Annotated in this window: 17 protein-coding genes; 13 read left to right on the forward strand and 4 right to left on the reverse strand. The window is 57.8% G+C overall.

What is annotated here, in order from left to right; genetic code table 11:
• Positions 1-19: 19 nt before the first annotated feature.
• Entirely contained in the window at positions 20-298 is a 279-nt protein-coding gene (rpsT, locus tag FFH21_RS03600) for a 30S ribosomal protein S20 (protein ID WP_003344603.1), read from the reverse strand.
• 250 nt (positions 299-548) lie between these two features.
• Between rpsT and murJ the strand changes: the two genes are divergently transcribed.
• The 6 genes from murJ (at position 549) to ispH (ending at position 7,961) form a co-directional block, all read left to right on the forward strand.
• On the forward strand, positions 549-2,087 hold the full coding sequence (gene murJ / locus FFH21_RS03610; RefSeq protein ID WP_011167649.1) for a murein biosynthesis integral membrane protein MurJ: 1,539 nt from the start codon (positions 549-551) through the stop codon (positions 2,085-2,087).
• A gap of 122 nt (positions 2,088-2,209) precedes the next feature.
• On the forward strand, positions 2,210-3,136 hold the full coding sequence (gene ribF, locus FFH21_RS03615; protein WP_004659638.1) for a bifunctional riboflavin kinase/FAD synthetase: 927 nt from the start codon (positions 2,210-2,212) through the stop codon (positions 3,134-3,136).
• A gap of 20 nt (positions 3,137-3,156) precedes the next feature.
• Complete coding sequence (gene ileS, locus FFH21_RS03620; RefSeq protein ID WP_011167651.1) at positions 3,157-5,988, forward strand: isoleucine--tRNA ligase; 2,832 nt, start codon at positions 3,157-3,159, stop codon at positions 5,986-5,988.
• On the forward strand, positions 5,981-6,487 hold the full coding sequence (gene lspA / locus FFH21_RS03625; protein ID WP_011167652.1) for a signal peptidase II: 507 nt from the start codon (positions 5,981-5,983) through the stop codon (positions 6,485-6,487). The genes ileS and lspA overlap by 8 nt, the downstream gene beginning before the upstream one ends.
• Complete coding sequence (locus tag FFH21_RS03630) at positions 6,480-6,956, forward strand: peptidylprolyl isomerase (protein ID WP_011167653.1); 477 nt, start codon at positions 6,480-6,482, stop codon at positions 6,954-6,956. Before lspA ends, FFH21_RS03630 begins: the two co-directional genes overlap by 8 nt.
• A gap of 57 nt (positions 6,957-7,013) precedes the next feature.
• The gene (gene ispH, locus FFH21_RS03635; protein ID WP_004659634.1) at positions 7,014-7,961 is read left to right on the forward strand and encodes a 4-hydroxy-3-methylbut-2-enyl diphosphate reductase; all 948 of its coding nucleotides are present in this window, start codon (positions 7,014-7,016) and stop codon (positions 7,959-7,961) included.
• A gap of 6 nt (positions 7,962-7,967) precedes the next feature.
• Here the strand turns inward: ispH and FFH21_RS03640 are convergent, their stop codons facing one another.
• On the reverse strand, positions 7,968-8,468 hold the full coding sequence (locus FFH21_RS03640) for a GspH/FimT family pseudopilin (RefSeq protein WP_011167654.1): 501 nt from the start codon (positions 8,466-8,468) through the stop codon (positions 7,968-7,970).
• Between the two features lie 131 nt (positions 8,469-8,599).
• Between FFH21_RS03640 and FFH21_RS03645 the strand changes: the two genes are divergently transcribed.
• The 7 genes from FFH21_RS03645 to thiO are packed head-to-tail and all read left to right on the forward strand — an operon-like array spanning position 8,600 to position 15,543.
• Entirely contained in the window at positions 8,600-9,076 is a 477-nt protein-coding gene (locus FFH21_RS03645) for a GspH/FimT family pseudopilin (protein ID WP_004659632.1), read from the forward strand.
• Positions 9,066-9,581, forward strand: coding sequence for a type IV pilus modification protein PilV (gene pilV, locus FFH21_RS03650; protein ID WP_011167655.1), 516 nt, complete (start codon positions 9,066-9,068; stop codon positions 9,579-9,581). The genes FFH21_RS03645 and pilV overlap by 11 nt, the downstream gene beginning before the upstream one ends.
• A complete protein-coding gene (locus FFH21_RS03655) occupies positions 9,578-10,285 on the forward strand; it encodes a PilW family protein (protein ID WP_011167656.1) in 708 nt (235 codons plus the stop codon). Before pilV ends, FFH21_RS03655 begins: the two co-directional genes overlap by 4 nt.
• Before the next feature lie 11 nt (positions 10,286-10,296).
• Positions 10,297-10,803, forward strand: a complete 507-nt coding sequence (locus FFH21_RS03660; protein WP_019741791.1) for a PilX N-terminal domain-containing pilus assembly protein — start codon at positions 10,297-10,299, stop codon at positions 10,801-10,803.
• Positions 10,787-13,987: a pilus assembly protein gene (locus tag FFH21_RS03665; protein ID WP_011167658.1), complete on the forward strand. Its 3,201-nt coding sequence runs from the start codon at positions 10,787-10,789 to the stop codon at positions 13,985-13,987. Before FFH21_RS03660 ends, FFH21_RS03665 begins: the two co-directional genes overlap by 17 nt.
• An 11-nt stretch (positions 13,988-13,998) precedes the next feature.
• Complete coding sequence (locus FFH21_RS03670) at positions 13,999-14,403, forward strand: type IV pilin protein (RefSeq protein WP_011167659.1); 405 nt, start codon at positions 13,999-14,001, stop codon at positions 14,401-14,403.
• Between the two features lie 27 nt (positions 14,404-14,430).
• Entirely contained in the window at positions 14,431-15,543 is a 1,113-nt protein-coding gene (gene thiO, locus FFH21_RS03675) for a glycine oxidase ThiO (RefSeq protein WP_011167660.1), read from the forward strand.
• 2 nt (positions 15,544-15,545) lie between these two features.
• On the opposite strand, the gene FFH21_RS03680 is transcribed toward thiO, so the two are convergent.
• Together FFH21_RS03680 and FFH21_RS03685 are read right to left on the reverse strand one after the other, a co-directional pair.
• Positions 15,546-18,635, reverse strand: a complete 3,090-nt coding sequence (locus FFH21_RS03680) for an efflux RND transporter permease subunit (protein WP_011167661.1) — start codon at positions 18,633-18,635, stop codon at positions 15,546-15,548.
• Entirely contained in the window at positions 18,632-19,741 is a 1,110-nt protein-coding gene (locus FFH21_RS03685) for an efflux RND transporter periplasmic adaptor subunit (protein ID WP_041924424.1), read from the reverse strand. The genes FFH21_RS03680 and FFH21_RS03685 overlap by 4 nt, the downstream gene beginning before the upstream one ends.
• Between the last annotated feature and the right edge of the window lie 15 nt (positions 19,742-19,756).

Consider the following 19,756-nt stretch of genomic DNA (forward strand, 5'->3'; position numbering starts at 1 on the left):
TTTTTAACAAGCGGGTCGCTTAGGCTGCAGCAGCAAGGCTCAGAGCCTTGATGTGACCGTTCAGACGACCTTTATGGCGAGCAGCCTTGTTCTTGTGGATGATGCCTTTATCGGCCATACGGTCGATAACAGGAACAGCCAGAACATAAGCGGCTTGCGCTTTTTCTGCGTCTTTTGCGTCGATGGCTTTAACTACATTCTTGATGTAGGTACGAACCATGGAACGCAGGCTGGCGTTGTGGCTGCGACGCTTCTCAGCCTGTTTTGCACGTTTTTTGGCGGAAGGTGTGTTGGCCACCGTCGAGCTCCTCGAAAGACTTTGTGAAATAGCAAACAAAATAGGCCGCGAATCATGCCGATGAGTTGAAGTCTTGTCAAGGGCAGTTAAGGTGTTCCGCTGAGTGGTTGCTACATTTGACCGGAGGATTTATTTCCGGCCTGTGACCTGTAAACTCGCGGCCTTTGCTTCGGGCGTTTTTGCGGCGCGAAGTATCGCATAAATGGCGGGCTTAATCGCCCATCCTTTGCCAAGGCGCACAACTCTTTCAATGAATCTACTCAAGTCACTCGCCGCCGTAAGCTCTATCACCATGGTTTCCCGGGTTCTGGGCTTTGCTCGCGACACCATCATCGCGCGCACTTTCGGAGCCGGAATGGCCACCGATGCGTTCTTCATCGCTTTCAAACTGCCCAACCTGCTGCGCCGGATTTTCGCAGAGGGCGCTTTTTCCCAGGCGTTCGTGCCTATCCTGGCGGAATACAAGAGCCAGCAAGGGGAGGAGGCGACCCGCACCTTTGTCGCTTACGTCACCGGGTTGCTGACCCTGGCGCTGGCGCTGGTGACGCTGCTCGGAGTGATCTTTGCACCCTGGGTGATCTGGGCCACCGCGCCCGGCTTTGTCGACACCCCGGAGAAGTTTGCGCTGACCTCGGACCTGCTGCGGGTGACCTTTCCTTATATATTGCTGATCTCCCTGTCATCGATGGCCGGGGCGATCCTCAATACCTGGAACCGTTTCTCGGTGCCTGCGTTCGTGCCGACGCTGCTCAATGTCAGCATGATCTTCTTCGCGCTTTTTCTGACCCCGTACTTCGATCCCCCTGTCATGGCGCTGGGCTGGGCGGTGCTGGTCGGCGGCCTGCTACAGCTGCTCTACCAACTGCCACACCTGAAAAAGATCGGCATGCTGGTACTTCCGCGCCTGAATTTGCGTGATACCGGCGTCTGGCGCGTAATGAAACAGATGCTGCCCGCCATCCTTGGCGTTTCTGTCAGTCAGATTTCTCTGATCATCAATACGATATTTGCCTCGTTCCTTGTCGCCGGTTCGGTGTCATGGATGTACTACGCCGACCGTCTGATGGAATTACCCTCCGGCGTACTGGGTGTTGCGCTGGGTACGATCCTGCTGCCGATCCTGTCGAAAACCTACGCGCAGCGCGATCGTCAGGAATATTCGCGGATTCTCGACTGGGGGCTGCGACTGTGTTTCGTGCTGGTCCTGCCTTGCACATTGGCGCTGGGGTTGCTCGCCGAGCCGTTGACCGTTTCGTTGTTCCAGTATGGTAGATTCGATGCGCTTGATTCAGCCATGACCCAGCGTGCTCTGGTTGCCTATTCAGTCGGGTTGCTGGGGATCATCCTGATCAAGGTGCTGGCTCCCGGCTTTTATGCCCAACAAAATATCCGCACCCCGGTGAAAATCGCGATCTTCACCCTCATAGTGACTCAGTTGCTCAACCTGGCCTTCATCGTGCCCTTGCAACATGCCGGTCTGGCGCTGGCCATTAGTGTGGGGGCGTGTATCAACGCCGGGTTGCTGTTATGGCAGCTGCGCAAACAGGATCTGTTTCAGCCGCAACCTGGCTGGACGGTGTTTCTGTTTAAGCTGGTGGTGGCTGTTGCGGTGATGTCGGCTGTGCTGCTCGGGCTCATGCACGTCATGCCGGCGTGGGACGAAGGTCATATGCTGGAGCGCTTTCTGCGTCTGGGTGCGCTGGTTGCGGCGGGTGTCGTGACTTACTTCGCCATGCTTCTGTTGCTGGGCTTTCGCCTGAGGGATTTCGCCCGCAAGGCCATTATGTAGGCCCGGTTTGATCGTTGTTTTCTGGGGCCACGCCAAGAACCTTCATCCGGTCTTGGTGTGTTGCCTGTCGCCCACGGCCGTGTGTGGTTATAATCGGCCACTTTATGAGCAAGAAGTGCGTTATGCAGCTGGTTAGAGGCCTTCACAACCTGCGCCCCGAACATCGGGGCTGCGTCGCCACGATTGGCAATTTCGACGGCGTTCACCGCGGCCACCAGGCTATCCTGGCGCGTCTGCGCGAGCGTGCCGTCGAATTGGGTGTGCCCAGCTGTGTGGTGATTTTCGAGCCGCAGCCGCGTGAGTTCTTCGCTCCCGAGACCGCTCCGGCACGTCTGGCCCGACTGCGTGACAAACTCGAGCTGCTGAGTGCCGAAGGCGTTGACCGGGTACTTTGCCTGTCCTTCAATCAGCGACTGTGCAAGCTGAGTGCCGCGAGTTTCGTCGAAACCGTGCTGATCGACGGCCTCGGCGTTCAGCACCTCGAAGTGGGCGACGATTTTCGCTTCGGTTTTGACCGGGTTGGCGATTTTGACTTCCTGCAACAGGCCGGCACGACGTATGGATTTACTGTAGAAGCGGCGCAGACCGTTGAAATAGATGGCATCCGGGTCAGCAGTACCAAGGTACGCAAGGCCTTGGCTGCGTCGGATTTTGCCCTGGCCGAACGCATGCTTGGTCGTCCGTTCCAGATCACTGGACGGGTATTGCATGGTCAGAAGCTGGCGCGTCAATTGGGTACGCCCACCGCCAATGTGCAACTCAAGCGTCGTCGTGTGCCGTTGAGCGGGGTTTACCTGGTCAGCACGGAAATCGATGGCAAAACCTGGCCGGGGGTCGCCAACATCGGTGTGCGCCCGACGGTAGCGGGTGATGGCAGTGCCCACCTTGAAGTGCACCTTCTGGATTTTGCCGGCGATCTTTACGACCGGCGTTTGACGGTGGCTTTCCACCACAAGCTGCGTGATGAGCAGCGTTTCGCCTCACTGGAGGCGCTCAAGACGGCGATCAATGCGGACGTCGCCGCCGCCCGTGCCCATTGGCATGGCTAACCGCTAAACAAGAGCCTGAAATGACTGACTATAAAGCCACGCTAAACCTTCCGGACACCGCCTTCCCTATGAAGGCCGGCCTGCCCCAGCGCGAGCCGCAAACTCTGCAGCGCTGGGACAGCATTGGCCTGTACCAGAAGCTGCGCGAGATTGGCAAGGATCGTCCCAAGTTCGTCCTGCACGACGGTCCTCCGTACGCCAACGGCAATATTCACATCGGTCATGCGGTCAACAAGATTCTCAAGGACATGATCCTGCGTTCCAAGACCCTGGCGGGCTTCGATGCCCCGTACGTGCCGGGTTGGGACTGTCACGGTCTGCCGATCGAGCACAAGGTTGAAGTGACCCACGGCAAGAACCTCTCCGCAGACCGTACGCGTGAGCTGTGCCGCGCCTATGCGTCCGAGCAGATCGAAGGCCAGAAGTCAGAATTCATCCGCCTGGGTGTGCTGGGCGACTGGAGCAATCCATACCTGACCATGAACTTCGCCAACGAAGCCGGGGAAATCCGCGCGCTGGCCGAGATGGTCAAGGGCGGGTTCGTCTTCAAGGGCCTCAAGCCGGTCAACTGGTGTTTCGATTGCGGCTCGGCACTGGCTGAAGCTGAAGTCGAGTATCAGGACAAGAAGTCCTCGACCATCGACGTCGCGTTCCTGATCGCCGATGAGGCAAAACTTGCGGCGGCGTTCGGCTTGCCCGCGCTAGGCAAGCCTGCCTCCATCGTGATCTGGACCACCACACCGTGGACGATCCCTGCCAACCAGGCGCTGAACGTTCATCCCGAGTTCGAATACGCGCTGGTCGATGTCGGCGACAAACTGCTGGTACTGGCCGCCGAACTGGTCGAAAGCTGTCTGGCCCGTTACAAGCTGGAAGGCACGGTCATCGCGACCACCACCGGTCAGGCGCTGGAGCTGATCAACTTCCGCCACCCGTTCTACGACCGCCTGTCGCCAGTCTATCTGGCTGACTATGTTGAGCTGGGTGCCGGCACCGGTATCGTTCACTCCTCGCCTGCCTATGGCGTAGACGACTTCAATATCTGCAAGCAGTACGGCCTGAGCAACGACGACATCATCAGCCCGGTGCAGAGCAACGGCGTGTATGTCGAGTCTCTGGAGTTCTTCGGTGGCCAGTTCATCTTCAAGGCCAACCAGAACATCATCGACAAGCTGGTCGAAGTCGGCAGCCTGATGGACACCGAAACCATCAGCCACAGCTACATGCACTGCTGGCGCCACAAATCGCCATTGATCTACCGCGCCACCGCGCAGTGGTTCGTGGGCATGGACAAACAGCCTGAGAGCGGCGAGACCCTGCGCAAGCGTGCGGTCAAGGCCATCGAAGACACTGAGTTCGTTCCGGCGTGGGGCCAGGCGCGTCTTCATTCAATGATCGCCAACCGTCCTGACTGGTGCATCTCGCGTCAGCGCAACTGGGGCGTGCCGATTCCGTTCTTCCTGCACAAGGAAAGCGGCGACCTGCACCCACGCACCGTCGAGCTGATGGAAGAAGTGGCGCAGCGTGTCGAGAAAGAGGGCATCGAAGCCTGGTTCAAGCTGGACGCCAGCGAACTGCTGGGTGACGAGGCTGCCAAGTACGACAAGATCTCCGACACCCTGGACGTCTGGTTCGACTCGGGCACCACGCACTGGCACGTATTGCGCGGTTCGCATCCGATGGGCCATGAAAGCGGTCCACGTGCCGATCTGTATCTGGAAGGTTCCGACCAGCACCGTGGCTGGTTCCACTCGTCGCTGCTGACCGGTTGCATGCTGGACGACCACGCACCGTATCGCGAGCTGCTGACCCACGGGTTTGTGGTCGACGAGAACGGCCGCAAGATGTCCAAGTCGCTGAACAACGTGGTAGCACCGCAGAAGGTCAACGACTCGCTGGGTGCGGACATCATGCGCCTGTGGGTATCGGCGACTGACTATTCGGGCGAAATGGCGGTTTCCGACCAGATCCTGCAGCGTAGCGCCGATGCTTACCGTCGTATCCGCAACACTGCGCGCTTCCTGCTCTCCAACCTGTCGGGCTTCAACCCGGCAACCGATATCCTGCCGGCCGAAGAAATGCTCGCGCTGGACCGTTGGGCCGTTGACCGCACGCTGCTGCTGCAACGCGAGCTGCAAGAGCATTACGGCGAATACCGCTTTTGGAACGTGTACTCGAAGATCCACAACTTCTGCGTGCAGGAGCTGGGTGGGTTCTATCTGGACATCATCAAGGATCGTCAGTACACCACGGCTGCCGACAGCACCGCGCGTCGTTCCTGCCAGACCGCACTGTTCCACATCTCCGAAGCGCTGGTACGCTGGATCACGCCGATCCTGGCGTTCACCGCCGACGAGCTATGGCAGTTCCTGCCAGGCGAGCGCAACGAATCGGTGATGCTCAACACCTGGTATGAAGGCCTGACTGAAATGCCTGCCGACTTCGAAATGGACCGCGCCTACTGGGAACGGATCATGGCGGTGAAGACGTCGGTCAACAAGGAAATGGAAAACCTGCGCGCGGCCAAGGCGATTGGCGGCAACCTGCAGGCCGAAGTGACCCTGTACGCTGAAGATTCGCTGATCGCCGATCTGTCGAAGCTGAGCAACGAACTACGCTTCGTGCTGATCACTTCGACTGCCAGCGTTGCTCCATTGGTGTCTGCTCCGGCTGATGCGGTGGTTACCGAGGTCGCGGGCCTGAAACTCAAAGTGCTCAAGTCCAGCCACGCCAAGTGTGCCCGTTGCTGGCACCATCGCGAGGATGTGGGGGTAAACCCTGAGCATCCGGAAATCTGCGGCCGTTGCGTAGACAACATCAGCGGTGCAGGCGAGGTCCGTCACTATGCCTGACACCTCGTTTGGCCGTCTGGCCTGGCTGTGGTTGAGCGTGCTGGTTCTGGTCATTGACCAGGCCAGCAAGTACTACTTCGAGAACGCCTTGAGCCTGTACCAGCAGATCATTGTGATTCCGGACTTCTTCAGCTGGACCCTGGCCTATAACACCGGTGCTGCCTTCAGTTTTCTGGCAGACGGTGCCGGCTGGCAGCGCTGGTTGTTTGCCCTGATCGCCATTGTGGTCAGTGCCGTGCTGGTCGTCTGGCTCAAGCGTCTGGTGCGCGACGATACATGGTTGGCTGTTGCACTGGCGTTGGTACTTGGCGGCGCACTGGGCAACCTATACGACCGTATTGTGCTGGGCCATGTGATCGACTTCATTCTGATCCATTGGCAGAACCGCTGGTACTTCCCGGCGTTCAATGTCGCTGACAGCGCGATCACTGTCGGCGCAATCATGCTGGCGCTGGATATGTTCAAGAGCAAGAAAACCGGAGAAACCGTCAATGACTGAGCAGTCTTCGACTCAAGGCTCGTCTGGTGAGCTGCGCATCGGTCAGAATACGCAGGTCACCTTGCACTTCGCCCTGCGTCTGGAAAACGGCGATACCGTCGACAGCACCTTCGAAAAGGCTCCGGCCACGTTCAAGGTTGGTGACGGCAACCTGTTGCCCGGTTTCGAAATGGCGATTTTCGGCTTCAAGGCGGGCGATCGTAAGACCGTGGAAATTCCGCCGGAAAACGCCTTTGGTCAGCCCAACCCACAAAACGTGCAGATCATGCCACGCTCGCAGTTTGTGGGAATGGAACTGTCCGAAGGGTTGCTGGTGATCTTCAACGACGCCGCCAATACCGAATTGCCCGGCGTGGTGAAGGCTTTCGATGATGATCAGGTCACCATCGACTTCAATCACCCGCTGGCAGGCAAGACACTGAGCTTTGAAGTGGAAATCTTCGAAGTGAAGGTGATTCTGGCTTCCTGACCTTCGCCATCAAGCCCGGCCCAGGCCGGGCTGCCCGTACCAACCATGAGGCACAGCATGCAAATCAAACTCGCCAACCCCCGCGGCTTTTGTGCCGGAGTGGACCGCGCGATCGAAATCGTCAATCGCGCTCTGGAAGTGTTTGGTCCGCCGATTTATGTGCGCCATGAAGTCGTTCACAACAAATTTGTCGTCGAAGACCTGCGCTCTCGCGGTGCGATCTTCGTCGAAGAGCTGGACCAGGTGCCGGATGACGTCATTGTCATCTTCAGCGCCCACGGTGTTTCCCAGGCGGTGCGCACCGAAGCAGCTGGCCGTGGCCTGAAAGTATTCGATGCCACCTGTCCGCTGGTGACCAAGGTGCATATCGAGGTTGCCCGTTACAGCCGTGACGGCCGCGAGTGCATCCTGATCGGCCACGCCGGTCACCCGGAAGTCGAAGGCACCATGGGCCAGTACGACGCCAGCAATGGCGGCGCGATCTATCTGGTCGAAGACGAAGAGGACGTCGCCAGCCTGCAGGTGCGCAACCCCGATTCCCTGGCGTTCGTGACCCAGACCACCTTGTCGATGGACGACACCAGCCGGGTGATCGACGCGTTGCGCAAGCGCTTCCCGGCCATTGGCGGGCCGCGCAAGGACGACATCTGCTACGCCACGCAAAACCGTCAGGACGCGGTCAAGCAACTGGCCGATGAGTGCGATGTGGTGTTGGTGGTGGGCAGCCCGAACAGCTCCAACTCCAATCGCCTGCGCGAGCTGGCCGAGCGCATGGCGACTCCGGCGTACCTCATCGACGGTGCCGAGGACATGCAACAAGGCTGGTTCGAAGGCGTCGAGCGTATTGGCATCACCGCGGGTGCGTCGGCCCCGGAAGTTCTGGTGCGTGGTGTGATCCAGCAATTGCAAGCCTGGGGCGCCACCGGTGCGGATGAACTCGCCGGTCGCGAGGAGAACATCACGTTCTCCATGCCCAAGGAATTGCGCGTCAAGTCGCTGCTCTGAAGCTGCCTACCTGCACAACGCAACATCACGCTTCGTGTCCTCTATCCTGACCCGTCCAGTCGGCGCAACTATCACGCGATAGCTGCTGACCGGCTGGTCGTTTAGGCACACATGCAACGTGCCGTTGGTTCTGTTGCGCAAGTTGCCCAGGCCGTTGAAACTCAGTCGTTCCGTCACTTTCTGGTTGCCGACCACGCGGGTCATTCCGCCATTGGCGCGCTCTACAAGCAGCGTATCGTTTTCGTCGGGGCCTTTGCCGTCCAGGTCGAGTATGATCCGCCAGCCGTTGCTCCAGTCACCTTCAATGGCATGAATCGTCACAATCTGATTGCGCGTTATAGCGGCGACTCTTGCTGAACGGATACCGCTGGCCAGCTCCTGAGCGGCGGCGAGCCCGCGACTGGATTCGATCAGTTGCTTGAAAGAAGGTGTTGCGACGTTGGCCAGAATGCCGATCAGTGCAACGACGATCAATAATTCGATCAGTGTGAACCCTGCATGCCTCATATGCTTTCCTCCCTGGAAACCGCGGTTTCAGAACCTTGCGGGCGTTCGTCGTCACAAAACAACCGTACGTCCCGCTATGGATTTTCCTGCGGCATTGCTGCCTTATAGTCGTAACGTCTAGGAGACACTCAATGCGTCATATAGCCAAGGGATTCAGCCTCATCGAATTGTTAGTCACTGTGTCCCTGGTGGGCATCCTTGCGGCTATCGCTATCCCGAGTTTCACCAGTTCCATTCAGAGCAACAAGGCCGACACCGAGCTCAGCGATTTGCAGCGGGCGCTCAACTATGCGCGACTTGAGGCGATAAACCGGGGAGTGACGGTGCGTATTGCACCGACCAGCGGGACGGCGTGGACTGGCGAATTGCAGGTTTATCTGGTTTCCGATGCCAACAAGAAGGCGCTTCGTACAGTGGCTGCAATGAGCAGCGGCGGTACGTTGGTGGCGGATCCCAATGTGGCGGCATTCGATTTCAACAATCTGGGCGGGCTAATCGCGCCGTCTTCGCTGGTAACCATGACCTACACCCGAGGCAGTACTACCAAAACCATGAGTATCTGCCTGACAGGCCGGATCGTCCTCAGTGGAAGCTGCAATGCCCAATGAAACCCGACATCGCCAGACCGGCATGACCCTGATCGAGGTGCTGGTTTCGGTACTGATCCTGGCTATAGGCCTGCTGGGGGCCGCCGCTATCCAGCTTAATGCCCTCAAATACACCGACAGTTCGGCCATGACCAGCCAGGCCAGCTTCATTGCGTACGACATGATGGATCGTATTCGGGCGAATGTTGATGGCAATGCGAGTGCCAACGGGTCGACCAATGTCCTGGCGAACTATGCCCTGGCGAGTCTGGCTACGGAGCAAGTCGCCAACCCGAACGATGCCAGGGTGCAGGATTTGTATGATTTCAAAACCAATATCGTTAATTTTGCAGGCGCAAGCGGCACGGGCAGTATTGATGTCAGCAAGGCTCCGGAGGTGACTATCATCATTGGTTGGAGCGATGCACGCGCTGCGGGTTCGAGCAATCAGGCAACAGGGAGTACGACCGTCAGTCCGACCACTCAGAGCTTCAAACTGGTCTCCCGGATCGGGGTCAACCCATGAGAAAACCGTCCCAAGGCTTCGGTCTGGTCGAAATCATGGTGGCGCTGGTGCTGGGGCTGGTTGTCAGCCTGGGGATCGTGCAGATATTCACTGCCGCCAGAGGCACTTATCAAAGCCAGAATGCTGCTGCCCGAATGCAGGAAGATGCCCGGTTCATACTGAGTAAACTGATTCAGGAAATCCGGATGACGGGTATGTATGGTTGCCTGAGTTTCAAGGACTATACTCCAACGCCGCCTGCGATCAATTGGCCTATCGCGCTTGATAATCCTATTTTCTGGGATAATACGAACAAAACGTTGACCTTGATAACCAGCGATGTCGGTACAGGAGGCAGCCAACCGACGTGGACCATTGTTTCGGATTGCAGGACCGATACTCAGCTTTATGCGGGTGCCCAAGCTCCGCTCGCAGGGCAGACGGCTTTTCCGCTACGGCAACTGCTCTACACGCTGACCGGAACAAATCTGAATATCCAGTACGGAACGGGGGGCGCTGTGCAACCGCTGTTGCAGAATGTAGTGGATTTTTCAGTTTCCTTTGGAATGGCAGGCAACCCGATGTCCTATACCACGGCCGTCACCAACGCCAATGCTGCCAACGTACGTAGTGTTCGCATAAGTCTGACGCTTCAAGATGGTCAGAACGGCTTGGTCAAGAGTCAGCAGTACAACGTCGTTGCCTACTTGCGTAACCGCTTTTGAACGGGTCGAGCATGAACAAGACCGTGCAATATCAAACGATAAGGCCTTTTCCCGTCAGGCAGCGTGGCATGGTGTTGCTGGTCAGTCTGGTATTTCTGTTACTTCTCACGCTGCTGGGGATTTCTTCGATGCAGAACGCTACCCTGCAGGAAAAAATGGCGGGTAGCGTGACGATTCGCAATCAATCGTTCCAGTCCGCTGAGGCGCAGTTGCGCTTGGGGGAGTCCTCGATACTGGCTGCCAATTTTGCGCTCGCAGCTTGCAATACTACCGCCAGCTGCGCGCCGCCTGCGGAGTCCACTGTGATTACAGCTGCTGGCGTAGGTGCATCCGGTGTGAAATGGATTGGCGGAAATGGCGCGTTTTACGGCATTCAGAACCTGGGCTCCCCGTTCGGGCCTCTTGTTAAATGCATAAACCCGGACCTGCTTAAAAAGACGGTATACAGGGTGACGGCTGTTGCCATTCAAGGTACATCGCGCACTGTTCTGGAGAGTATCTATGTCACGGGTTGCTAAGTCGCTCCGCCACTTCTCCAGGTATATTTACGGGTTTTTTCTGGCGTTGTATCTGACAACGCCGGTCTATGCATTTACCCCGGCACAGGTTCCGTTGCTCAGCGCACCTGCCGTGCCTCCTAACCTGATGCTGCTCGTGGATAATTCGGGCAGCATGTACAACATTATTTGGGCATCGGGTTTTGATTCTACGATCAATCGTCCCAGCATCGGTTATTACTCCACCCAATGTTTGAGTGGCCTGATTACCGTAGTTTGTCCTTTCATGAGTACGATTTCTGGAGACGATACCCTGACGCTGGGCGATATCAACGCCACCAGCGTGGTCAATCTGTCATTAATGTGTCTCTTTGGCGGACGCGCGGTTTTTCGCAACGGCATCCAATATTGCCTCAATCTGCCCGACCCTGCCGGAAACGGACTCACGCGTTATACCGCTAATTATCTTTCCTATCTGATTGACCTGGTCAGCCCGAATCTGTTTGGGGTTCGTAACTACACCAATGGTGTCATACCCAACGATTACCGGATGAATGTTGCGAAAACTGTGGCGACCAGCCTGGTCTCCAATAACCTGACGCTCAGGATCGGGCTTGCTTCATACAACGAGCCCATTAGCGGCGATCCGGGGCCTGGAGGAAAAATTGCCCGGGTCGTTACGGATCTTTCTCCGGTGGCGGCCACCACTTATCAGCCCGCTGGCGTTACCCAGGCGCAAGCTATGGCCAACGTCAATGCCCTGAAACAGGCGATTAGCAACCTGACGCCCTCGGCCAACACGCCGCTGGCTGAAACCTATTACGAGATTACCCGCTACTTTCGAGGCATGACGCCGTTCTATCAAAGTGGCGCGACGTATGTCAGCCCGATTCAGTATCGCTGTCAGAAAAACTATGGCGTCGTGATCACTGACGGTTTGCCAACCTATGACCGAACTTTCCCGGTCAACGACCCTGACGACGTTCTGGATACCACCCGTTCACTACCCAATTGGGATTTGAACGCCGTTAACGACGGTGACAATCTGGCTGGTGACGGTGAGGGGGACACACTCTATCTCGATGATCTGGCCAAGTTTGCCTACGATATTGATCTGCGCCGTGATGCCGTCAACGCGGGGGGGGATCTGACCGGTAAAAGCTGGGATACGGCAGGTTTCGCCAAGCAGAACATAAGTACCTACACCGTTGGTTTTACCCTTTCAAACCAGATGTTGATCGATGCGGCCGACAATGATCATGGCCATGGAAAGTACTTTCAAGCCAATGACAGTTCGGCGCTTAGCTCGGCGTTGAATCTGGCGCTGAGTGACATCTATGCCAGGATGGGGTCGGCTGCTGCCGGGACAGGCAACTCATCAACGCTCCAGGTGGGTACTCAGTTCTATCAAGCGCTTTACGATCCGACCGACTGGCACGGCACCATCAAGGCTTTTAATCTGAACCCTTCAACAGGGGCGTTGGGTGCTCCTGTCTGGACCACCGATACGGCCATTGTCAGCGGATCAACTGCCCCGGTATTCGAGTCATGGAGCACCGTTGCCACTCCGGTGAAAATAACTCTGGATTACGCAAACTTCAGCGCTGCCCAGCAGGCTGCCTTGAATGCCACGTTGCCGACCAATGTCAGCGGGACAGAGTTAATTTCCTGGGCCAAAGGCACCGCCAATTCAAAGCTGCGTACACGCACCCGGCTATTGGGCGATATTGTCAATTCATCACTTGGCATGGCGATACCCGCACAAAAGACAGCTATCAGCCTGTTAGGCGATACCAGTTACATCACCTATCTGGCTACCAAAGCCAGCAATATGAATTCCAGCATTCTGGCCAATGCCAACGATGGTTTTTTCAACGTAATTAATCCTGCGGACGGCTCCAGACGATATGCTTATATGCCGTCGACTGCTCTGACGTCGCTGGCGACTATTGCATCGACTACTTATGGATCAGGCGTTCACAAGTTCACTGTGGATGGGCAAATAGCCGTTTTTGACACGCAGCTTTCCACCGGCTCCGCATGGCGGACTGTTGCTTATGGTGGTACCGGAGCTGGGGGCAAGGCGTTTTTTGCGATCAAGTTGTTTGAAGGCGTCAGTAACACCATCGGCGCATTGTGGGAGGTCAAAGCGCCGGACTCCTCGGATACCACTAATAAGTTTAACAATTTGGGGTACGCATATTCAGAACCCGATGTCGCCCGAATGGCAAATGGCACCGGAATCGTTGTGGTCGGTAACGGTTATGGCAGCTTCACCGGCAGAGCTTCGCTCTTTGTGCTGAATGCCAACACCGGGGCATTGATTGCCGAGATTCAAACGCCTGTCCTGAACAACGAAACCGATAACGGTTTGTCATCGGTCAAGCTACGGGTCAACTCTCAGAATGTGGTTCAGGCCGCCTACGCGGGCGACCTGAAAGGACGACTGTGGAAATTCGACATGAGCGGGGCCAGTGCTGCCAGCTGGAAAGTCGCGTTTTCGGGTGCACCGCTGTTTACCGCACCGCGCGGGGCCAATCAGCCGATAACAGTTCAGCCGTTTTTGCTCGATCATCCACTCAACGGCAAGATCGTTTATTTTGGAACTGGCAAGTTTCTTGAGGTTGCAGACAAACAAACCACAGACCTCCAGGACTTCTATGCCATCTGGGATGCCGACGGCGGAACAGGCAGTGTTGTCGAGGCAAATCTACAGGCGCAGGCGGTCAATGGCAGTATTGTCAGTAATGGGACTACCTATTTCACGTCAACCTCGAATCATGTGGATTGGTCAGCCAAGAAGGGTTGGTTCATGCCGCTCGCCACAGTGGCGCCTTATGTGGGGGAGCGGATTATCTACCCTGCGCTGACCAGCCGAGACCGCATAATATTTTCCACCGCTTCCGTGAACTCAGCTGATCCCTGTGAGAGCACGGGGACCGGGCGCGTGTTTGAACTGAATGCCGCCACCGGGAGTATGCTTAATTATCAGGTGCTTGATACCAACGGCGATAATCTTGTCAACAGCTTCGATCTGGGTGTAGCAGGGTTCGCTGTCGGTTCGGGCATACCCACAGTGGCTGCTATTTTCAATAACCCCAATGGAACTGAGACCAAGACTATGCAAGATTCCAGCGGTGCACCACCCTCGGGAGTGCCTGAAGTTGGGAATAACCAACGCATCATGTGGCGACAAATCCAATAGGGAAACGAATCATGCGAGCGACATCCAGGGGCTTTACGTTGATCGAACTCATGATCGTCGTGGCGATAGTCGGTATTCTTGCCGCTGTTGCGTATCCTGCTTACACCGAATACGTGAAGCGTACCCAGCGGTCTGCAATTGCCAGCCTGCTGTCCGAGCAGACCCAGGCGCTTGAGCGCTTTTATTCGCGAAGCAATACGTCTACTTATGTGAACGCTACCGTGAGCGGAGGCAATTCCTATTACACGATAGTGCTGGTACCCACTGCCACCGACTTCACCCTGACGGCTACACCTATCGCAGGCACGCTGATGGCCGGCGACAAGTGCGGCAGTTTCGTGATCACCAACACCGGTGCGCGCAGCAACACTGGCGCTACCTCGGGCGTGACCACCAAAGACTGCTGGGGCCGCTAAAACCGTTTTTCTTGTCCCGAGACCAAGATGTCCAAGCAAAAAACAGTCATTGTCGGCGGTGGCGTCATAGGTCTGCTGACCGCCTTCAATCTCGCCTCCGAGCAGGTCAGCGTCGTTTTGCTTGATCGTTCGGGCGTTGGTCAGGAGTCTTCCTGGGCGGGCGGCGGGATTGTTTCGCCGCTTTATCCGTGGCGCTACAGCCCGGCAGTCACCGCGCTGGCGCACTGGTCTCAGGACTTCTACCCGCATCTCGCCGAGCGCTTGTTCGCACAGACCGGTATCGATCCCGAGGTTCACAAGACAGGCCTTTACTGGCTCGACCTTGACGACGAACAGGCCGCGCTTGAATGGGCGGTGCGCGAGAAACGCTCATTGACCAGTGTCGATATCTCGGCGGTGAATGATGCCGTACCGGTTCTGGGGGGGGGCTATTCGCGGGCCATCTACATGGCCGATGTGGCCAACGTGCGCAATCCCCGGCTGGTCAAGTCGCTCAAGGCTGCCTTGCTGGCGATGCCCAATGTCGAGATTCGCGAGCAGTGCGAAGTCAGCGGTTTTGTGCGCGAGGGTAGCAGGGTTTCGGGCGTGAGCACGCCTTCGGGCGATGTAACCGGGGATCGGGTGATTCTGGCGGCGGGGGCGTGGAGTGGTGAACTGCTCAAGACCCTTGGTCTGGACCTGCCAGTCGAGCCGGTAAAAGGCCAGATGATTCTCTACAAGTGTGCGTCGGACTTTCTATCGAGCATGGTGCTGGCCAAAGGGCGCTACGCGATCCCGCGCCGTGACGGCCACATACTCATCGGTAGCACCTTGGAGCATGAAGGTTTCGACAAGACCACCACGCATGCCGCGCTGGAAAGCCTCAAAGCGTCGGCCATCGAATTGCTTCCGGAACTGGCCAACGCTGAGCCTGTCGCCCAATGGGCAGGCCTGCGTCCCGGCTCGCCCGAGGGCATTCCGTTCATCGGGCCCTTGGCCGGGTTTGATGGCCTGTGGCTCAACTGCGGTCATTACCGCAACGGTCTGGTGCTGGCCCCGGCTTCCTGCCAGTTGATCACTGACCTGCTGCTGAACCGCGAGCCCATTATTGATCCTGCGCCTTATACACCTTCAGGGCGTCTGCATTTACCGACTGACTGAATTCAGGCGGGCTGTGTCTCCAGTCGTCGCCCGCTGCCATCCGCCCTGATCCTGAACCAGATCGAGTACATGGCCGGCAGAAACACCAGGGTCAGCACCGTACCCGCAAAGGTGCCGCCGATCAGCGTGTAGGCCAGCGTGCCCCAGAACACCGAATGGGTGAGCGGGATAAAGGCCAGAATGGCGGCCAGCGCCGTCAGTATCACGGGACGCGCACGTTGTACGGTAGCCTCGACCACCGCTTGAAACGGGTCGAGCCCCGCCTGCTCGTTGTGGTGTATCTGGCCAATCAGAATCAGCGTATTGCGCATCAGAATGCCGGACAGTGCGATCAGCCCGACCAGTGCATTGATGCCGAATGGCTGCTGAAAGAGAATCAACGTAGGCACCACACCGATCAGCCCCAGCGGACTGGTCAGGAAGACCATGACCATGGCGGATATCGAACGCACCTGAAGAATCAGAATGATCAGCGTGACCGCCAGCATGATCGGAAACAATGGCAACATCGCTGTCATGGCCTTGCCGGACTCCTCGATTGAACCTGCCTGCTCGATCCGGTAACCGCTGGGCAGCTTGTCGATAATCGGCTGTAACTGTCGGGTTATGGCTGTCGACACATCCGGTGGTTGCAGGCCGTCGGCTATGTTGCCCCGCACAGTGATGGTCGGCGTGCGGTCGCGCCGTCGCATCACCGGTTCCTCCATACGCACATCAACGGTATCAATCTGCGACAGCGGAACACGTTGCCCGTCGACGCCGGTGAGGGTGAAGTCCATTATCCTTGCCGGATCAAGTCGGGTGTCGCCAGCGGAGCGTGCAACCACCTGCACGGTGCGAATATCCTCGCGCACTGCCGTAACGGGCAGACCTGTCAGGAGAAACTGCAGTTGCTGAGCCACCTGACTGGAACTCAGCCCCATGGCCTGCATACGGTCCTGTTGCAAAGTGAAATGCAGCGCCGGAGTACGTGTGCCCCAGTCGGTATTGACGGTGCGCATCATCGGGCTGGCGTTCAGAACCTGTTGCACCTGCGCCGCAATGCTGCGCAGTGTTTCCGGGTCGCGTCCGGCAATACGGTAAGCGACGGGGTAGGGCGAATAGGGGCCGAAGACCAGTTGCGTGACCCTTACCCGCGCTTCTGCAGCCAGCCCCTCGGAAATAGCCTGGCGCAATCGGTGTTTCAGCGTTTCACGCTGTTCCTGGCTGTCGGTACGTACCACGATCTTGGCAAATGACGGATCAGGCAATTCCGGCCCCATCGCCATGTAGAAGCGTGGCGCACCCTGACCAATGTAGGCGGTGACGATCCCGGCTTCCGCCTGTTCGGCCAGCCAGCTTTCCACTTTTGCAGCGGCTGCACTGGTTTGAGAAATCGAGGTGCCATAAGGCATCTGCAGTTCGATCAATACTTCAGGACGATCGGACACTGGAAAGAACTGTTTCTTGACCAGTCCCATGCCCAGCACGGCCAGCACAAAGAGCCCGATGACCGAGCCTGCTACCAGCCATTTGCCTGCAATGACGCGCGCCAGAATCCGACGGAAGCGGTTGTAGCGCGGCGTGTTGTAAAGCGCCTGATGTCCACCTTCGATCTGCTTCACATCAGGCAACAATTTGACGCCCAGATACGGGGTGAAAAACACGGCGACCACCCACGAGGCAATCAGCGCGATACCGACGATCCAGAACATGTTGCTGGTGTATTCGCCTGCCGTGGAGCGCGCGAAGCCGTTGGGCATGAAGCCGACGGCGGTGACCAGCGTGCCGGATAACATCGGCGCGGCGGTGTGGCTCCAGGCATACGCAGAGGCAGCGACGCGGTCGTATCCTTCTTCCATCTTCACCACCATCATTTCGATGGCGATGATCGCATCATCTACCAGCAGCCCGAGTGCCAGGATCAGCGAGCCCAGCGTGATCCGGTCGAAATTCTTGCCGCTCATGGCCATGATCACGAAGACCACCGCCAGGGTCAGCGGGACTGCGGCAGCAACCACCACACCCACACGCCAGCCCATGCTGATAAAACAGACCAGCATGACAACCAGCAGTGCGACGAAGAACTTGATCATGAACTCATCGACCGCCGAACTGATATTGACGGCCTGATCCGTGACCTTGCTCAGGCTCATGCCCAGTGGCAGTTCGGCGTTGATCGCGCCCACTTCCTGGTCCAGTGCCTTTCCCAGGTCCAGCCCGTTCCAGCCATCGCGCATGACAATCCCCAGCAGCAGCGCAGGCTCGCCGCCGTTGCGAATCATGAACGTCGCCGGATCTTCGTAACCGCGTTTTACTGTGGCAATGTCCGCCAGCTTCAATGTCCGGCCCTGTGCCACAACAGGCGTATCGCGAATTTTCTGCAGCTCATCGAAAGCGCCGTCGAGCCTGATAAATACCTGCGGTCCTCGGGTTTCGACCGAGCCCGCGGCAGTCAGCGCGTTCTGGTCATTCAGCGCGGCGAATACCGTCTGAGGGCTTATTCCCAGCGTTGCCAGTCGCTCGTGAGAGAACTCGACGTAGACTCGTTCGGGCTGCTCACCCACGATATTGACCTTCTTCACTCCCGGCACATGCAGCAAGCGCTGGCGCAGCGATTCGGCGTCACGCGCCAGTACGCGCTGCGGCTCGCCTTTGGCCTTCAGCGCGAATAGCGCGAAGGTGACGTCCGAATACTCGTCGTTGACCATCGGCCCGATAACCCCGGACGGAAGGGGCATGGCCTCGTCACCGATTTTCTTGCGCGCCTGGTAAAACTCATCCGGCACTTGCGACGGCGGCGTGCTGTCGAGCAGAGTCAGGGTTGTGAATGCCATGCCCGGTCTGGTGTAGGTTTCAGCGCGGTCGTACCAGCGCAGCTCCTGAAGGCGTTTTTCGATCTTCTCCGCCACCTGATCCTGCATCTCCTGGGCGGTTGCTCCCGGCCAGACGGACACCACGGTCATTACCTTGACTGTAAATGCCGGGTCTTCGGCCCGGCCCAGTTTGAAAAAGGCAATGATCCCGGCAAGCGAAATCAGGCAAACAAGGAACAGGGTAATCGAGCGCTCGCGGACGGCCAGCGCTGACAGATTGAAACGGTCATTACTCATGGGCGCGCGCTCTGTGCCAAGGCCGCTTGAGCGGTCACTCTTACTTGCTGGCCTTCGTGCAGAAGGTGCGCGCCAAGTGCGACTATTCGCGTGCCTGGCTTGAGCTGCGTACTGATGCGGGCTTGCTCGTCATCAAGCTGCTGAACCACTACTGGCGTCCAGTAAACCTGTGCTGGCTCCCCTTGAATGACCCAGATGCCCGGTCCCTTGCCTGCGTCATACAGCGCGCCGATTGGCACCCGCAACGTGCTTTGCCCGGCGCTATCTGCGCTGGGGATTTTCACTGTGATGGTGGTGCCCAGTGGGGTATTTGCCATCTCGCCCTCGAGTATCCAGCGAGCTTCAAAGGTGCGGGTCTGACGGTCCGCAACGTCCGACAGCTGTCGCAACCGTGTTGTGGCGTTGAGGTCCTGATTACCGAACAGCGTGGCCTGGGCGGTAGAACCGATACGGGGGCGCAGGTTTTCCGGAAGTTGAATAACCGCTTCACGCGGTCCGGCGTGTGCCACGCTTACCACGGCTTGCCCTGCACTGACGACCTGGCCTGGCTCAACGAGGGTTTCCATGACAATGCCGTCGGCATCCGCCACAAGGTCTGCGTAGCGAGTTGCATTGAGAGCAACTTCTGCCTGCGCTTCGGCTGCACTGAGTCGAGCCTTGGCCGAATCCGCCGTCGACTTGATCTGGTCGTAGCTTGACGCTGAAATGGTGCCACTGCTGCGCAGGCTTCGGTAACGTATCTCTTCGTCTGCGGCCTGCTTTGCCTTGGCTCTGGCCGCATTCACTGCTTCGCGTTGGGCGTTGGCAGCGAGCTTCAGGTCGGCTGGGTCGATACGCATCAACGGTTGACCGCGGTTGACGGCCTGCCCGGTATCGACAAACCGCTCCAGCACCTTGCCGGACACCCGAAAACCAAGATCGCTTTGCACCCGCGCCGCTACGGTTCCGGTGAAGGAACGGGGCTCCAGGCCGGCCTCCTGGAGGCTCGCAACGCGCACCAATGGCGCTTCTGTGCGCGGGTCCGCTGGCGTTTTTTCGTTGCAGCCGGTCAGGACAGCCGGCAGAACACTGGCGAGAGCAAGCAAAACGAATCGGTGCCGGAGCATGGGAATCTCAATGTG

Source organism: Pseudomonas sp. KBS0707, from assembly GCF_005937945.2.
Taxonomy (GTDB): Bacteria; Pseudomonadota; Gammaproteobacteria; order Pseudomonadales; family Pseudomonadaceae; genus Aquipseudomonas; species Aquipseudomonas amygdali.

Coding starts and splice junctions, on each gene's coding strand:
- murJ (WP_011167649.1), top strand. CDS start 549: ATGAATCTACTCAAGTCACTCGCCGCCGTAAGCTCTATCACCATGGTT.
- ribF (WP_004659638.1), top strand. CDS start 2,210: ATGCAGCTGGTTAGAGGCCTTCACAACCTGCGCCCCGAACATCGGGGC.
- ileS (WP_011167651.1), top strand. CDS start 3,157: ATGACTGACTATAAAGCCACGCTAAACCTTCCGGACACCGCCTTCCCT.
- lspA (WP_011167652.1), top strand. CDS start 5,981: ATGCCTGACACCTCGTTTGGCCGTCTGGCCTGGCTGTGGTTGAGCGTG.
- FFH21_RS03630 (WP_011167653.1), top strand. CDS start 6,480: ATGACTGAGCAGTCTTCGACTCAAGGCTCGTCTGGTGAGCTGCGCATC.
- ispH (WP_004659634.1), top strand. CDS start 7,014: ATGCAAATCAAACTCGCCAACCCCCGCGGCTTTTGTGCCGGAGTGGAC.
- FFH21_RS03640 (WP_011167654.1), bottom strand. CDS start 8,468: ATGAGGCATGCAGGGTTCACACTGATCGAATTATTGATCGTCGTTGCA.
- FFH21_RS03645 (WP_004659632.1), top strand. CDS start 8,600: ATGCGTCATATAGCCAAGGGATTCAGCCTCATCGAATTGTTAGTCACT.
- pilV (WP_011167655.1), top strand. CDS start 9,066: ATGCCCAATGAAACCCGACATCGCCAGACCGGCATGACCCTGATCGAG.
- FFH21_RS03655 (WP_011167656.1), top strand. CDS start 9,578: ATGAGAAAACCGTCCCAAGGCTTCGGTCTGGTCGAAATCATGGTGGCG.
- FFH21_RS03660 (WP_019741791.1), top strand. CDS start 10,297: ATGAACAAGACCGTGCAATATCAAACGATAAGGCCTTTTCCCGTCAGG.
- FFH21_RS03665 (WP_011167658.1), top strand. CDS start 10,787: ATGTCACGGGTTGCTAAGTCGCTCCGCCACTTCTCCAGGTATATTTAC.
- FFH21_RS03670 (WP_011167659.1), top strand. CDS start 13,999: ATGCGAGCGACATCCAGGGGCTTTACGTTGATCGAACTCATGATCGTC.
- thiO (WP_011167660.1), top strand. CDS start 14,431: ATGTCCAAGCAAAAAACAGTCATTGTCGGCGGTGGCGTCATAGGTCTG.
- FFH21_RS03680 (WP_011167661.1), bottom strand. CDS start 18,635: ATGAGTAATGACCGTTTCAATCTGTCAGCGCTGGCCGTCCGCGAGCGC.
- FFH21_RS03685 (WP_041924424.1), bottom strand. CDS start 19,741: ATGCTCCGGCACCGATTCGTTTTGCTTGCTCTCGCCAGTGTTCTGCCG.